The organism is [Mycoplasma] gypis (assembly GCF_016924775.1).
GTDB classification, from domain to species: domain Bacteria; phylum Bacillota_I; class Bacilli_A; order Mycoplasmatales; family Metamycoplasmataceae; genus Metamycoplasma; species Metamycoplasma gypis.
The window spans coordinates 61,321-78,385 of sequence record NZ_JAFFTD010000002.1; the positions used below are offsets into that span (position 1 = coordinate 61,321).

Annotated in this window: 13 protein-coding genes; 9 read left to right on the top strand and 4 right to left on the bottom strand. The window is 28.3% G+C overall.

Annotated elements, in window-relative coordinates; translation table 4 throughout:
• Positions 1-380 precede the first annotated feature (380 nt).
• The 9 genes from JV175_RS01955 to JV175_RS01995 all read left to right on the top strand — a co-directional run bounded on the left by JV175_RS01955 (position 381) and on the right by JV175_RS01995 (position 12,058).
• Positions 381-5,057: a hypothetical protein gene (locus tag JV175_RS01955; RefSeq protein ID WP_205498801.1), complete on the top strand. Its 4,677-nt coding sequence runs from the start codon at positions 381-383 to the stop codon at positions 5,055-5,057.
• Positions 5,058-5,661: 604 nt separating this feature from the next.
• Entirely contained in the window at positions 5,662-6,465 is an 804-nt protein-coding gene (locus JV175_RS01960) for a F0F1 ATP synthase subunit A (protein ID WP_205498803.1), read from the top strand.
• A gap of 15 nt (positions 6,466-6,480) precedes the next feature.
• Positions 6,481-6,768, top strand: a complete 288-nt coding sequence (gene atpE, locus JV175_RS01965) for an ATP synthase F0 subunit C (RefSeq protein WP_205498805.1) — start codon at positions 6,481-6,483, stop codon at positions 6,766-6,768.
• 1 nt (position 6,769) lies between these two features.
• On the top strand, positions 6,770-7,309 hold the full coding sequence (locus tag JV175_RS01970; protein ID WP_205498807.1) for a F0F1 ATP synthase subunit B: 540 nt from the start codon (positions 6,770-6,772) through the stop codon (positions 7,307-7,309).
• The gene (locus JV175_RS01975; RefSeq protein WP_205498808.1) at positions 7,309-7,842 is read left to right on the top strand and encodes a F0F1 ATP synthase subunit delta; all 534 of its coding nucleotides are present in this window, start codon (positions 7,309-7,311) and stop codon (positions 7,840-7,842) included. Before JV175_RS01970 ends, JV175_RS01975 begins: the two co-directional genes overlap by 1 nt.
• A gap of 9 nt (positions 7,843-7,851) precedes the next feature.
• Positions 7,852-9,414 (top strand): F0F1 ATP synthase subunit alpha, encoded by a 1,563-nt coding sequence (atpA, locus tag JV175_RS01980; protein WP_205498811.1) that lies wholly within the window; start codon positions 7,852-7,854, stop codon positions 9,412-9,414.
• A gap of 2 nt (positions 9,415-9,416) precedes the next feature.
• Positions 9,417-10,271: an ATP synthase F1 subunit gamma gene (gene atpG, locus JV175_RS01985; protein WP_205498813.1), complete on the top strand. Its 855-nt coding sequence runs from the start codon at positions 9,417-9,419 to the stop codon at positions 10,269-10,271.
• Positions 10,272-10,283: 12 nt separating this feature from the next.
• Positions 10,284-11,702 (top strand): F0F1 ATP synthase subunit beta, encoded by a 1,419-nt coding sequence (gene atpD, locus JV175_RS01990; RefSeq protein WP_205498814.1) that lies wholly within the window; start codon positions 10,284-10,286, stop codon positions 11,700-11,702.
• Positions 11,702-12,058 (top strand): FoF1 ATP synthase subunit delta/epsilon, encoded by a 357-nt coding sequence (locus JV175_RS01995; RefSeq protein ID WP_205498816.1) that lies wholly within the window; start codon positions 11,702-11,704, stop codon positions 12,056-12,058. Before atpD ends, JV175_RS01995 begins: the two co-directional genes overlap by 1 nt.
• 1,216 nt (positions 12,059-13,274) lie before the next feature.
• Here the strand turns inward: JV175_RS01995 and JV175_RS02000 are convergent.
• The 4 genes from JV175_RS02000 to JV175_RS02015 all read right to left on the bottom strand — a co-directional run bounded on the left by JV175_RS02000 (position 13,275) and on the right by JV175_RS02015 (position 17,035).
• Positions 13,275-14,465, bottom strand: a complete 1,191-nt coding sequence (locus JV175_RS02000) for an Mbov_0401 family ICE element transposase-like protein (RefSeq protein ID WP_205498818.1) — start codon at positions 14,463-14,465, stop codon at positions 13,275-13,277.
• 68 nt (positions 14,466-14,533) lie between these two features.
• Positions 14,534-15,559: an Mbov_0400 family ICE element protein gene (locus JV175_RS02005; RefSeq protein ID WP_205498820.1), complete on the bottom strand. Its 1,026-nt coding sequence runs from the start codon at positions 15,557-15,559 to the stop codon at positions 14,534-14,536.
• A gap of 471 nt (positions 15,560-16,030) precedes the next feature.
• Positions 16,031-16,258, bottom strand: coding sequence for a hypothetical protein (locus JV175_RS02010; RefSeq protein ID WP_205498823.1), 228 nt, complete (start codon positions 16,256-16,258; stop codon positions 16,031-16,033).
• Positions 16,259-16,270: 12 nt separating this feature from the next.
• Positions 16,271-17,035 carry a ParA family protein gene (locus tag JV175_RS02015; RefSeq protein WP_205498825.1) on the bottom strand — a complete coding sequence of 255 codons (765 nt, stop codon included), beginning with the start codon at positions 17,033-17,035 and terminating at the stop codon, positions 16,271-16,273.
• Positions 17,036-17,065: the final 30 nt, after the last annotated feature.

Consider the following 17,065-nt stretch of genomic DNA (forward strand, 5'->3'; position numbering starts at 1 on the left):
TGCAAAGGCACATTTTTTTTAAAAATCTTTTTTATCTTTTTGTGTTTTTACTCAATATTTAATTGTTTTTTATTAAAAACAAGCACAAAAAGTTTATAATTTAACTGAAAAAAATAAATAGTAGTATTTTACAAGCACAAACCTATAATGTTTTTTCGATATTTTAAATCTCAGTATATCTGAAAAAATGTCAGTTTTTTTACAATCTTTTACGTGATTTTTTTAAAAAACTATGTATTAAAAGCATTACTTGTTTTGAAAAACCAGTTTTTAGACTATAATTACAAAATATTGTAAAATACAATACTATATTAGAAATAGCACATTTAACAAGATGTACTAAAATTTAAAATTAAATCCTATATTTAAGAAGGAGAATTATGAAAAAAAGTAAAAAAGTTTCAGTTATTACTGGTCTTTTAGCAACAGCAGCAGTTGCCGGTTCAGTGGCATTCGTTGCAGCAAGTTGTGATGATAAAGCTAGTCCTGAACAAAAAGCTTTCGTTGCAAAATACAACGAAGCAGGATCACTTTTACAAGATGTTAAAGATGACCAAAATGCATACAATGCATTATCAGCAGTAATCGCTGAAGCTTCTAAATTAAATGAAAAATCTGGTGCAACAGCACAAGAATACAAAGATTTAACAGCTAAACTTTCTGATGCTATTACAAAAGCAACAGTAGCAAAAGAAGCTCTAGCAAAAGAAGCGCAAAAATTAGTTGGAGAATATCCAGATAAATTAAAACAAGCTAAAGCTATTATCGATTCTAAAGATACTCCAGCAGACGTTAAAAATGAATTAAATTCAGTTTACAGTGCTCAAGACGCTGAATATAAAGCTTATTTAGAAGCTAAAAAAACAGATTCAAACGCAACATATCCATTTGAAGAAAAATCAAAAGACTTAACATACGCTATTTCTTTAGCAAACTTTAAATTAGCTAAAAAATCATTCGCAAATGTTGTTGAACAAGTTAAAGGTTATGTTGAAGGTTTAACACAAAGTCAATATTCAGCAGTAGTTACAAAACTACAAAAAGCTTCAGATGATCAATCAGCAGTAGTTGCTGGAATCAAAGTTGTTACAGAAGAACAAGCTAAAGAAGATAAAAATGTTAAAGCTGATACATTAAAACAAGTTGAATCTAAAACAAATGACGTTAAAGCTGCTACAGAATCTTTAAAAGAATCTCTACAAACAGCAAAAACCGAAAAAGCAAACATTGATGAACAAGCAAATAAAGCTAAAGAACAAGATTTATATACAGCTAATGCAGAATTAGCTAAAGTATTTATTGAAAAATATGAAAACAACGCAAAATATGAAAGTGTTGTTAACGCTTTAAAAGCTACATTACAATCAACAAAAGAAGCTGTATCAGCACAAGATGCTACATCAGTTCAAATTAACGGTGAAACAGCTAAATTAAAAGAAGCATTAAAAACAGCTGATGTTAATAGAGCAATGGTTGACTTAAATGAAGCTGTTAAAAACGCAAATGATTATTCAGCTGAATTAAGCAAAAAAACAGAAGCTGCTGAAAAAGCCGCTGAAATTAAAACAACTTTAGATGCTAAAGTAGCAGAAGCACAAAAAAGTGCAAACACAACATCTTCAAAAATTGAAGAAGCAACAAGAACATTATTAGCAGATTTAGAAAACGCTAAAAAACAATACAATTTAGCAAGATATCAAGTTGTTAAAGAGCAAGCTGAAGAATTAATTAAAACTGGACTAAAAACAGAAACTGCTAAAACTCAATTAAAAGAAAGAATTACAGTTACTGAATCATTTAACGAAACAAAAGATGCAAACTCAAGCACAATCGATCACTCAATCGAATTATTAATCCAATATATGGAACAAGCTAAACGTAAAGATGTTCAAGCTGATTATGATAAAGTTGCCGCTGCAGTAGACCAATTTGTAAGTGAACACTCAGATGCAAAATATGCAACAATTAACGAAGAACTTTCAGATAAAAAAGCAAATACTGATAAAAAAGTTAACGATGCTTATGAATCAACTGACAAATCAAAATTCAATGAATCATTACAAGCAATCAAGGATGCAACTAAAGAATTACAAGCAGCATTAGACAAAGCAAATGAAGATGTTAAATTCTTACCATATACAGAAGCAGTTGCTAAAGCATCAGAATGAATGTCAACAGCACCAGCTGAAAAAGCAAGTGCATTACTAGAAAAAGTAAAACAAATTTCATTAGAAGATCACATTTTTGCATCAGCAGATAATGATACAGAATACAATAAAGAAGCAACACCAGAAAATATTCAAGAAGCAGCAGATAAAATTGCTAAAGCTATTGAAGATGCTAACAAAGAACTTTACAAATCACTTTACGAAGCTTCTAAAGAAGCAGCAACAACATTTAAAAATTCAATGACAGATGAATCTGCTCAAACTAAATTAAATGATGCAATAACTGCTCAAGAACAAACAGTAGATCAGGAAGAAAAACAAACTGCAGCTAACTATAAAGCAGCAGCAGAAGCCTTGATTAAAGCTTTAGAAGTTGCTAAATTAGAAGAAGCAACAGCTAAATTCGACGCTAAAAAAACAGAAGTTGAAGCAAAATATGATGAATTTAACTCAGATCAAGAAGTTAAAAATTCATTAAAAGCAAAAGTTGACGCTTTAAACTTAATTGTTCACCCAGAACCAGCAGAAGAACAACAAGAAGCTTCTAAACCAACAGTAGAAGCAGTTGAACAAGCTACAAAAGATTTACAAACAGCATTAGACCAAGCAAATCTAGAAAAAGCTTTAAATGCTTACAATGAAAAAGTTAATGCAATTACAAAATGAGCATTTAACACAGAAAATGTTGCTGAAGACACAGCATCATTAGCTGACGCTAAAGAAGAAAAAGCTTCTTCAGAAGAATCAACACAACCTGCTACATCAGCTGAAAATACAGCATCAACTGACAGCGAAGCTGAACAACCACAAGCACAACCTGCAGCTGCATCTGAAAGTTCAGCAACAACCGAAGAAAATGGTTCATCAGAACCTGAAGCAGCTCCAGCAGCTGAAGAACAAAATAAAGGCGCACTTGCAGATGAAAAAACATACAAAACTTTAATCGCAAGAATTAATAGTGAATTACAAGATAAAAAACAAGAAGTTGTTAAAATTCTAAAAGATACTCAAAAAGAAAACTCTGCAAAAGTTGATGAGATAAATGCTAAAACTACAGAAGTTGAAGCTCTATTACCTGTATATAAAACAAGAAAAGCTTATGAAGACTTTCTACGCTCTTTAATTGCAGCTAAAAAACTAGCACAAGAATTAAGTCCAAAAGAAGGACAAGAATCTGCTGAAAATCCTTATGAATCAATTCTTACAGAATTGCAAAATAGTATTCAACAAGAAAATGAGTCAGTTAGAGCTGTTGAAAATCAAACAGAAGAAAATTTTAAAACAGCAAAAACTAACTTAGATGCCGCTGTTGTTAAGGCTAAATATCAAAAAGCTAAAAAAGACTATGATACATTAGTTGAAAAAGTTGACACTTTAATTAGCCAATTACCTGAACAATCATCAGGAAAAGCAAAATTATCTACAGCTAAACAAACAGCATCTGATAAAGTTACTCCTACTGAACAAGAAGCAACAGATTTCCAAACAGTTATTGATGCAACAAAAGAATTACAAAAATCTTATGATGAAGCTAATAAATTAAAAGATTTCTACACAGAAAAAGCAGTAGCTGACAATTACTCAAAAGATGATTTAAAAGATCCTAAATATAAAGACATCAAAAAAACTTTAGATGAAGCTGTTAAAGCACAAACACAAATTGCTGAAGGTGCTACATCTACACCAGAACAAGTTTCAGCAGCTACAGAAGCTGTTAAAGCTGCAGTTGAACAAGCTAAACAAGATAAAGCATTATTAGACGCTAAAGATGCTTACTTCAAAGATAAAGCAGAAGTTCAAAAACTTATTGCAAGTCTTCCAAATGAAACAAACTTAAACGTTTTAAAATCAGATTATCAAGCACAATTAGATAAAATAACTGAAGGCGAAGCAAACTTCCAAAACGAAAATTATCTATCACAAGATAAATTATTAAAAGCATTATTAGATAATATTAAAGAAAACTTAGTTGTTAAAGCATATACTTCAATTTCACAACTAAAAGATTTAATTAAGAGATTCTATGACGCTGACAATCGTTACATGACAGAAAACCAATTCTCAGAAAATTACAGAAGTCAAATTTCGGCATTTGCAAACGATGTTGTATACCCTCTATATGATAAATATGCTCCATTATATGGAAAAACAGATATCGATCCTCTAAGACAAATCGTTGCTCAAAACATGTTACAAAAAGTTGTTGACATTTACAATGACTTCTATGCATTCGGAGTTACATCAGATTATCACTACATCGCAAATAACTTTGATAACTTCAAACGTCTAAATGATTATGTAAATGAATGATACAAAATGAATCCTGCAGATGTTACAGCAGAAACTCCATTAGTAAAATTATTAGGTGTTTCAACAGATGAATTCTACTTCACAGGAAAACTAAATAGTGATTCAGAATATAAAGCAGACATGGAAGGAAAACCAGCAGGTTACCAATCATTAATTGCTCTAAAAGCAGAATCTCCATATAATTTAAATGGACACGAAAATGATCCACAATGATTATCAAAACAAATCGCAACAGCTCAAGAAAATCTATGAGTACGTGATGGATATATTAAATTATTCGGAGCAGAAGATAAAACAATTAACGATTTCTTAGCTTACCAAGATGCAACAAGAAACGTTGACTTATCAGATCAAACTCTTCCTGAATCAACAGTGTCAGAAATCTCAGCATTCCGTGCAATCTACTACACAATCATCAATGAAAATGTTCAATCATTAACATTAAATAAAAAATACATTAACCTATTTAAACAAGCTAATGTAGAAAAAATGGCAGCCTTCTTAGCAACAGCTACACAAGGACACCAAAACTCAGCTTCTCATGAAGAAGATTCAAATGAAAGAACACTTCAAAACTAATAAATAATTAAACAACCTCTTTTGAGGTTGTTTTTTGTTTTTTAAACAAAATTTTTAATCTAAAAGTGGTTGTAAGTTGTACTCTTTAATTATTTTTATTAGTTAGTTAATAAAAAAATTAAAGTGTTATAATTATCAAGATTAAAAAACAGAGAAAAAATATGCGAAAAATTGACAAAAAACTTTTTGAAAAATTTTGAAAAATTTTATTAATATTTCACATCTTTATTTTTGTTAGTCTAATAATGTTTTCTCTTATAAAACAAGACGGTTTTACATATTTATGAGGTTATATTGTTGGATTAACAAATTTTTTGTGTATTCTCACATACCATATTTTTCTTTGATATAAAGTTATTCAAAAAAGAAAAACAACACCCTTAAAAATAGTTTTATGAACATGGGTCGATATTCTAATAAGCCTACTATTTCTAGCTTATATTTTTTTAATCAACCATTTTTTAAACTCATCGCATTGAGTAGGTGCTAATAGAATGCTATATCCTGTTAATATATTTTTTTATTGTTTAGCTTTTATGCCGACAACAATAGCAGCTATCGCAGCGGGGATTATCTATTATAAAAAAATACAGAAAGGAGTTTAATGGACAAATTACTTGGACATTCTAGCGTAAGGGATGCTGAAGCTTGAGGTTCTAAAGAATTTGGTGAAAACCAGATTGTATCAATGATTGTTTTGGTAGTGATGATTTTTTGTCTCGCTTTAACAATTTTCTTTTTAGTTCGTCGTTCAAAAGAAAATGTTGCTCCGGTAAAAATGGTAATACTTGTTGAACAATATGTTTTATTTGTTGATGATTTAACAACACAATCGACAGAATCTAAATTAGATAAATTAGCGCCTTATTTTTTCAGCTTATTTACCTATCTTGCAATAGGTAATGCTATGGCTATCTTTGGCTTTGCGCCGCTTGCTACATCATTAACTTTTGTTTTAAGTATTACTTCTGTAACTTGAATAGGTACAGTATTGGTTGGAATTGTTTTCCAAAAATGAAATTACTGAAAAGAATGAATTAATCCTATGGACTGACCTGGTAAATTTTCACCTTTACTAAGTTTAAGCTTCCGTATGTTTGGTAACATTACCGGTGGTTCATTAATCATCATTTTAATACATGCATTATTTACATTTATTTGAACAAAAATTATTGGTGTAAATTATGACAGCCCCTTAGCTGATTTAAATTTAATTAGTGTATTAATAACACCTTGACTAAGTTTATACTTTGATATTTTTGATTCATTATTACAGGCTTTTGTTTTTGTTATTTTAACGATGAGTTATTGATCGTTTTCAGCAAAAGTTGAAGTTAAAAAACAAAAACAAAGAGAAATTATGCAAAAAATGAAAAATATGGTTACAAAAGAAAAACAAATTATTTAAAAAGGAGAAAAAACTATGACAGAAATTTTGACAAATGCATTTAACAGCTCAAACATTGATAAAAACGTTCAAGGTTCAGGGGTTGCTTATGGGCTTGCATTAGTAGGTGCAGGGATCTCAATGGTCGGAGCCGGAGGAGCTGGAATTGGGCAAGGTTATTTAATCGGTAAAACAGTTGAAGCAATCGGAAGAAATCCAGAAGCACGTGCAAAATTAAACACAACAATGTTCATCGGGGTTTCATTTACTGAAACTTGTGCTATTTATTGTCTTGTTATCGCTTTCTTAATTATTTTCGTTTAATATGAACTCATTAATTAACGAAGCAAATTCAGTATCAGTAACATTAGGAAATCAATTTAAAGCCTTTAGTTGATCTTGACCTTATTTTATTGTTACTATTGTTTCACTAGCGATAATAACTATTATTTTAACTTTTTTAGTTTACCGTCCTGTGAAAAAAATGCTTGCTAAACGTCAAGAATTTATTCAAAAAAATATTGACGAAACAGTAAAAGCTAAAGAAGATGCTTTACAACTTCAAAATAAAGCTAATGAATCTTTACTAGAAACATACAAACGTGTTGATAAAATGCTTAATGATGCTAGAGTTGATAGTGAAAAAATCATTGATGATAGTACAGAAGTTGCAAAAATTAAAGCACACTCTATGATTGAACAAGCGAATAACTCAATAACTAAAAGTTGAAGAGATTTCGAAAAACAACAAAAAACCATTATTGTTGAAAATGCTGTGGAAATAGCTAAAAAAATTCTCGGTCGTGAAATTAAAGACGAAGAAAGCAAAAAATATATTCAACAACTTTTAGATGAGGCTAAATAATGAATAATAGTGAAATTATTCATAATTATGCTTTAGCTATTTTCGAATTAGCAAAAGAAAATAATAAACTCGATGTTTGTTTTGTAGATTTTAAATTAATCGAAGAATCAATTATCGATAACCCACAATATTTAAAGATACTTAACGCATACTCAATTGAGGATTCACAAAAATTTCAAGTTATTGATGAAACTTTTAATGGTGCAGATTCACTAATTCTTAACTTTTTAAAAGTTATGACAAAAAACAAAGTTATTAAAAAACTAAAAAAAATTTTTGAGCAATTTGAATCTTTTTATTATGCTTTTAAAAACATTAAACATGGATATATTTACTCAACAAAACCATTAACTAATTTTGAAATTAATGATTTTGAGCAAGTATTTTCAAAAAAATACAATATGGAATTAGTTTTAACAAATAAAATTGATCCAAAATTAATTGGTGGATTAAGAATTGTCATTGACGACCAAGTTATTGATAATTCAATTTCTTCGCAATTAAATAAAATGAAAGAATTAATTTTAAAATAAAGGAGGCACATGTCATTAAAACCAAGTAGTTTGAGTTCGATTATTAAGAATCAAATTCAAAATTTTTCAAAACAAATAGAAACATCAGAAATTGGTGAAGTTGTTACAGTTGGTGACGGAATCGCTTTAGTTAGTGGTTTGGACAATGCCAAATTAGGAGAATTAGTTTCTTTTAGCGAAAATACATTCGGAATGGTTCTTAATCTAGAAGAAGAACTAGTCGGAGTTGTTATCATGGGTGATGATGAAAAAATCACTGAAGGTTCAGAAGTTAAAAGAACAAATAAAGTTATCTCAACTCCTGTTGGTAATGGACTATTAGGTCGTGTTGTTGATGCTCTTGCTAATCCAATTGATGGAAAAGGTCCAATAAGCGCAAATTACTACTCAGAAATCTTTAAAGTTGCGCCAGGAATTATGACGCGTCAAGAAGTTAACCAACCTCTTGAAACCGGAATTCTTGCTATTGATTCAATGGTTCCAATTGGAAAAGGACAACGTGAATTAATTATTGGAGACCGTCAAACAGGTAAAACTGCAATTGCTATTGATACAATTCTTAACCAAAAAGGTAAAGATGTTTTATGCATCTATGTAGCAATTGGACAAAAAAATTCAACTGTTAGTCAAGTTGTTGAAACTTTAAAAACATTTGATGCGTTAAAATACACAACAATTATTAACGCTAGTGCTTCAGAAGCGGCCCCATTGCAATACATTGCTCCATATACTGGAATCACTATTGCTGAAGAATGAATGGCACGTGGTAAAGATGTCTTAATCATTTATGACGATCTTTCGAAACATGCTGTTGCTTATCGGACACTATCACTTCTTTTACGTCGTCCACCTGGACGTGAAGCATACCCTGGAGATGTTTTCTATCTTCACTCACAATTACTTGAACGTTCTGCGCGTTTAAATAAAGAAAACGGAGGTGGATCATGTACTGCTCTACCAATCGTTGAAACTCAAGCTGGTGATATTTCAGCTTACATTCCAACTAACGTAATTTCAATTACTGATGGACAAATATTTACTAAAGAATCACTATTTAATTCAGGGCAAAGACCTGCTGTTGACGTGGGATTTAGTGTTAGTCGGGTAGGGGGGAGTGCACAAATTAAAGCAATTAAACAAATGTCAGGTTCTTTAAAACTTGAATTAGCACAATACAATGAAATGCTAGCTTTTGCACAATTTGGTTCAGATTTAGACGAAAATACTCGTTTAATTCTTGAACATGGAGCAAAAGTTTATGAATTCTTAAAACAACCTCAATACTCACCAATTGATCAAATTGATCAAGCATTAATTCTTTTTGCAATCAAAAAACGTTTAACTAACCCAATTCCTGTCGAATATATTGATGACTTTAAAGAAGAATTGATTTCATTTTCAAAACAAGATAAGGAAGCAATTTCAATTCGTGTTGCTTTAAGTTCTAAATTAGCTTTTGACGATGAAAATTCAAAACAATTAAAAGATATATTAGTAAACTTTATTAATAATATTTTCTTGAAAAAAATTCCTAATTATGATTCTAATGCTTATCCAAGTATTCCTGAATAGTCATGGCAGATTTATTAGCAATTAGACACAGAATTGAATCTGTATCAACAACCCAAAAAATAACCAAAGCAATGGAATTAGTTGCTACTGCAAAACTAGGAAAAACTAAAAATGATTTTAATCAAATAAAAGTCTATTATGATCGGGTAAAAAGTGTTTTTAATAATCTTTTAAAACACTCTGAAGATGTTGAATACATTCTAAACCGTAATTCAGACAAAAACATAAAACCTAAAAATCTTTATATCGTAATTGGTTCTGATTTAGGTCTTTGTGGAGCTTATAATGCAAATATAGTTAAGACCATTCGCGAAACTATTGACGAAAACTCATTATTAATCGTTTTGGGCTCAAAATTAGTTGCATCATTAGCTAATTACGACTCACAAACAATTCAAAAATTCTCAAAAATTGGTGATAAATTAGAATATTCATTAGCACAAATAATTTCTAAAAAAATCTATGATGTTATTCAAGAAGTGTATATTTCAACTGTAAATGTTGTTTATACTGAATACATTAACTCAATTACTACTGAAGTAAAAACAAAACAAATTTTTCCAATTGTTGCTGATAATATTGAAAAATCAGATGAAGGCACAGTTGACTTGTCGATGTACGAACCAAGTGCAACAAAAATTCTTGCTAATTCATTTATTATCTATTTTGAAGCAAGTATGTTTTTAGCAATGGCTAATGCAAAGTTAAGTGAAATGTCTTCGCGTCGGACAGCAATGGAAAATGCAACTGATAACGCTGATGAATTAATTAATACTCTACAACTAAACTATAACCGATCAAGACAAGCAAAAATCACTGAAGAAATTACTGAAATCATCAGTGGTTCACAATCATAGAAAGGAGACTTTATGGAAATTTCAAACGGACAAGAAAAACTAAATGTTGGAAAAATTGTCCAAATTCTTGGGCCGGTTGTTGACGTTCAATTTTCAGAAGGACAAATTCCTTATATTAATAATGCTTTAGTATTAAATTTTGAAGGAAAAAAATACGTTTTTGAAGTTGCTCAACAAATCGGAAATGACACTGTTAGAGCTGTTTCAATGGATCTTACTTTCGGTCTAAAAAGAGGGCTTGAAGTTATTGATACAGGGCGGCCAATTTCAGTTCCTGTTGGGGATAAAATTCTTTCAAGAATGTTTAACGTTCTTGGAGACCCAATTGACGGAAAAGAATTTGACACAACAGATATTAACTATTCACCAATTTATGCAACACCACCTTCATTTGAAGACCAAAAAACAACAATCGAAATTCTTGAAACAGGAATTAAAGTTATTGACTTATTAATGCCTTACGTTAAAGGGGGAAAAATTGGTCTATTTGGTGGAGCTGGAGTTGGTAAAACCGTTTTAATTCAAGAACTAATTAACAACATTGCAACTCAACACGGGGGAATTTCAGTTTTCGCTGGAGTTGGAGAACGTACTCGTGAAGGAAATGATCTTTACCACGAAATGGAAGCAAGTGGTGTTCTTGACAAAACAGCTTTAGTCTTCGGACAAATGAATGAGCCTCCTGGAGCCAGAATGCGTGTTGCGTTCACAGCTTTAACAATGGCTGAACACTTCCGCGACAAAGAAAATCAAGATGTTTTATTATTTATTGATAACATCTTTAGATTTACACAAGCTGGTTCTGAAGTTAGTGCCCTTTTAGGACGTATGCCAAGTGCTGTTGGATATCAACCAACACTAGCAAACGAAATGGGTTCATTACAAGAAAGAATTACTTCAACTAAACGGGGATCAATTACTTCAGTTCAAGCTGTTTATGTTCCCGCTGATGACTTAACTGACCCTGCTCCTGCAACAACATTCACTCACCTAGATGCTAAAACAGTTCTTGATCGTAATATTGCTGCATTGGGAATTTATCCTGCTATTGACCCACTTTCATCAGGATCTCGTTTACTTGATCCAAAAGTTATTGGTGTTGAACACTATAATGTTGCACGTGGAGTTCAAAATATTTTACAAAGATTCAAAGAATTACAAGACATTATTGCAATTCTAGGAATGGATGAACTATCTGAAGAAGATAAAAAAGTCGTTGCGCGGGCAAGAAGAATTAGAAACTTCTTATCACAACCATTCTTTGTTGCTGAAAAATTCTCAGGTTATGCTGGAAAATATATTAAATTAAGCGACACAATTCGTTCATTTAGAGAAATTCTTGATGGTAAACACGATAATCTACCTGAAGATGCTTTCTTATATGTTGGAACAATCGAAGAAGCTGTTGAAAAAGCAAATAAAATTAAATAATGACAGAAGCATATTTAACAATCACAACACCACACGGTAGTTTTTTAGAAACTAAAACTGATGTTGTAACTTTAAAAACTACTGAAGGTTACATTGGTATTCAAGCAAATTGTTTAGAATTTATGGCAGCGATTGTTAGTTCTAAACTTTACGTAAATTCGCAAAATAATAACCAAAAAATCTATTATGTTAATCAAGGTATTGTTCATTCAAAGGGTGACAGAATTGACATTATTGTTAATGATATCTCTGAACAACCATTAAATCTTGAACCAACATTTGTTCCCGATGAAAGTGTAAAAAAATACTGTTTCATCGAAGAGCTTAATATTAAGAAAGCTTTAAGTAAATCTTAATGATTGATAAGATATTTTATCTTAATAATATTTTTGGAATTTTTATTTACATAATCTCTGTTTTAATTAGTTATTTAATTATTTCCAAAATTGATTTAAAAAAAATCTTAAAACCGCAAAACGCTCATTGAGAATCTTTACTAACATTTTTTCTTAGTTTAGTTTGCGGTTTTATCCTTGGATTAAGTTTAAACAAAATTTATGATATTGTTGTGCTTTTATCACAAGGAAACAACAAATAACTACATTTTGTAGTTATTTTTTTTTTTTTTTTTTGTATTTTTTTTTTTTTTTTTGATTTTCCATAGAAAAAATTACTTTAAATATTAGAAAGGATAAAAAAGAATTTATTTTTACTATATTTTGTTTTGAAACACAATGGTAATTGAATAAAAATAAAGGAAGAATTTGAAAAACAAAGTATGATCAAAACAAGCGATTTAACCAAATTAGTTTCACAAAACAAACTAAATTATTTTGAATGAGTGAAATAAAGGTGGGTTAAAACAAAATTGTCAATTGCGAAAATTTGTTTTCTTTACTAATATTTTAACACCTTTCCGTTAAAAATCAAGTATTTTTTCAATACTTTTCAAAAAATAAATATTTTAAAAAAAATTAAGAAAAATTATTAACAATTTAAACAAAACAATAAATTTCTTAAATACAGTTTACTAATAACATAATAATTAAATATTTTCAGTTTATAGTAATCAAAAAACATATTTTTGTTTTTTTTAGTTTTAACGAATAGTAAAGTGAAGTTAATATAACATGAATTAAATTCTTAATTTATACCGTATAGGTATCATACCATAAAGGTTATCTCCAAAAAAGAAAGAAAAATATATTTAAAAGAAAGAAAAAAGGTTCTTACGAGAACAAGGCTAATTTAGTAATAAATCAGAACTAAAAAAATTTTTGATTTTTTGGACAATTTTTATATTTGAACTATGATTTCTGCTTTTTAAGGTATTTCCCCTTTTAAGGCAAGATAAGAAAGTCCAAAATCTACTAACCGTAGAAGACTTTTAATCTTGCTTTATATATCTATGATATATAAAGAATTTATAAAATTTATAGTCCATTTTTTGGACTTGTTTTTTTATTTGTACAATTACTGTCCAAAAAAGAGAGTTTTTAGAAAGTCTTTATATACTAGTATATAAAGAAGAATTATTTTAAATCGTATATTTTTGTCCAATTCAAGTTTTTTTTAAAAAAATAAACAATTAGTAGAATTTAAGAGATTTTGATGGTAAATCATTAGTTTTATCCGTTCAATTCCAAATCTACTAAATGCTTTTTTAATAAATCTTTTTACCACAAAACACACTATATGTTCCGTTAATGAACTACCTTTTTTCAAAGTATTCTTTTCAAAAATACCAGATTTATGAGAGTTTACATATCTCTTAAAGGAGATGATTTTCTTTTGCTTTTCAGCTGGAAGAAGCTTGAATTTTTCATCTTTTAATAGTAAATTGAAAGTATTTTTAAACTCTTGTTCATTACCTTTTTTGAGCATATTTTCAATTTTAGAGCTTCACAATTCACCATCTTCATCGCAATAAAAAGTATTAAAAACTTTTAAATTACCACCGTTTTTTCTCTTGAAAGCATCATTAAATTTATGGAAAAGATGGAACTTATCAAGGTGAAAATTAGCTTTTATTTCTTTTGCTAAGTTCTTAATTCATATCGCTCCGTCACCGTATAAATGAAGTTGATTATAACGAATTTTCTTTAATATTTCCTTTAATTTTTTGCTTGATTTTAGTACTATATTTTCATTATTTTTCTTTGTAAAAAGAAGAGTTATTTTATCAATTTTATTATCTTCAGAATAGCAAATTAAAGTAATACATCTTATCATTAATTGTTTATTAAAATTGCATGATTTTCGATTGTACGAAACGAAACAATCATCTGTCATTATGTCTATTTTTGCATATGATTTTCCGATAATATTATTTAATACCTTAATGTTTTTTTCTTCTAATTTTTCTTGTAATTTCTCTTTTTTAAGATGATATTTAATGTTTTGAATTGTCGGAAAATAACCAGAAAAAAGAGATATTTTAGAAGAATTTTCGAGATATTGAGCTTTTGCGATTTGCATAATTTCAAGACTAAACTTGTTTCTTTTAAGCTTCTTTAGATATTCATCATGGTAATAAATAAAACGATGTTTATTACCATTTTTATCTAAAAAATAGTACATTGTTATGTTGTATTGATAAACACCGTCTTCAAGAATAAGATTTCTTTTCATTGTTTTTTCAACTTTTCAGTGACTAAAAGTAGGATTAGATTTTCGTGTTATTATTCTAAAATATTCTTCTTTTTGATTTAATGCTTCGATAAAAAGCTGATTTTTTCTACTATAAATTTCATTTGTTTCCATACTTAAATTTTAAAATTAAGTACAAAAAAGTACAAAAAAATCACACTTTTTTTGTGTGATTTCATTATTTATAGTGTAAAAATTTGTTCATTTTCTTCTTCTAATGCTTCTTTGTTTTGTTTTATTTCTCGTTTCGATTCGGAATTTTCTAGTATATTTCGTTCAATCATTTTTGTTTCAAGTTCTTCTTTTAAATATTTTTCGTACATTTTATCTTGTTGTAGTTCAAATAAAAAATCTATGTATTGTTTAACCTTATCAGCTGGATTCGAAATGACTAAGTCAATTATCTTTTCGTGCTGATAATTGTTCTTTTCAAGCATTTCAGTATTAATTTCATATATATTTTTTGTGTTATATGTATCGGATATTTTTTTATTAAAACCATGGTAGTTTTTTTCTTTAGAATTTAAAAGTATTAAAGCTAATTCATCTTTTAATTCTGGAGAACTATTTACTTCATCGTGTATATCAAGTAAATCATTTGTATAAATTTGTTCAAAAAACTTATCTAAACTTAAATCATTTACATATCATTTTTTACCAACATCACTCAACTGTTGATATTCCTTAGCACCCTTAAACAAGAAATCAAGTTCCTTGCTTTTTGTTTTATTTACTAAATCAGTGTCCCTAAAAATGACATTACTTGTAATCATTTTACCGTTTACTAATCTTAGTTCTTGTAATGTAGTTAAAAAATTGTCACCTAAAATTTGCTCACAAAGTTTTTCCATTAGAAGCATACCATTTTCAGTTTTTAAATCACTTATATTTTCGGAATCATTTTTGAAAATTTTCTGAAAATCATTTTTATTCATCGCTTGAATATTACTTAAATCAACATAATTCGACTTATTAGTTTTTCAATTTCATATTTCAATTTCATTTTTTTGTGTTTTTCTTTTAACACCTTTTTTTACTGTACTTCTACAGTTTAAAAAATAAACATTATCACCATTTACAAATACAATAACTGGTCGAACATTGTGATAACTTTGATGTCCAACTATAATTTTCCCTTTATTATCATGCGAAACTAAATATATTTTTTGTTTTTTTGCAAACGGTGTTAAACCTCATTTAATTTTCATTTTATTGTCTCCTTTTTTTATACTCATATATTAAGTATAAAACTTTAAAAAAAATAAAAAAAGTCAAGAACAAAATTCTTGACTAAAAGCAAATTAAATTATTATCTAATGATAAAAATTTAAATGTGGTGGGTAATCAACTTTTTCTTTTATATAAAATCATTCTGTTCCGTTGTTGTTTAATCAACGCTTCGAACTTGTTTAATTTCTTAAACTTTATATAAAAGTGAACACTTCTTATACGAACTCCACCACCCTATCGGATAAGGTTATCCATTTAACTATTAATAGTTAACTATATTATAACATAAATTGGTTTAAAAAAGTTTATTTTTAAAAAAATATATCATAAAATGATTGTTTATATCATGAACTATTATACAGTTTTTTAAAATATATCTGGAAAATAGTTATTTTTTATTTTTTAAATATCATAAACTAATATTTTATGATATTTTCTGATATAAAAAATTATTTTTTAATTTCGTATTCTCTTAATACTAATTCTATAATTTGTGAACGATTAAGTTTTATACTTAAGCTGTCTTGGATTTGTTTTATTTTGGTAATCATTTGTGGACTAATAGTAATAGAAATTTGAACTTTTTTATCATCTTCAAATTTTAAACTTTCATTTTTATCTTCCTCTCTAGAAGTTCTCAATAATTTTTCTTGTAGTTTTGTATTTATATTAGACATAATATGCTCCTTTTAAATGTTTAAAGATTTATATAAATTAATAAAATCTTCTTTTAAGGGGTGATTTCTTTTACATGCTAAAAAAGGTTTAAAGTATAAAGTGTTAAACTTTTCTGGAATTGATGAATTCTTTATAAAAATGTCTGATACTTTTATGTTTGTTCATCTTTGCTGTATTTGTTTTCTTAATTCTTGGTGCAGTTTTGTTTTCATGTTTGTAAAAACGGGAACTAGTGTTTTGATATTTAAATTTTTATTAACTTTTTGTGCTTCTTTAATGAAATTAATGGTGTTATTAATACCAGAAAGTGATGTTCATCCAAATGAAAAGGGAATAATAACATGCTCAGTAGCTCATAATACACTTGATAGTAAGTTGTTTAATTTATTAGCTGTATCAACAATAATGTAATCATAGTATTCATCTTTTACTATTTGTTGAATTAATTCTGAAGGAATTAAAAAAGGAACTTTTAATTCAAGATTTTCTGATGCTTTTTCATCGAAAAATTCTAGTTCTTTAGAACATGTAATAATATCAATGTTTTCCTTATTAATAATTGCTTCTTTATAATTAATATTTTTAAATAAAACATCATTTAAAGTGTATTTAGCTTCTTCTATATCAAATTCTAATGCAATGTTATTTTGGGGATCGGTATCGATTATTAAAACTTTATAATCTAATTGCGATAAATATATTGCATGGTTACTTGCTAGTGTTGTTTTTAAAACACCACCCTTATTGTTTAAATAAGTAATAATTTTAGTTTTCATAATCATATTATATCATGTTATATCATTTTA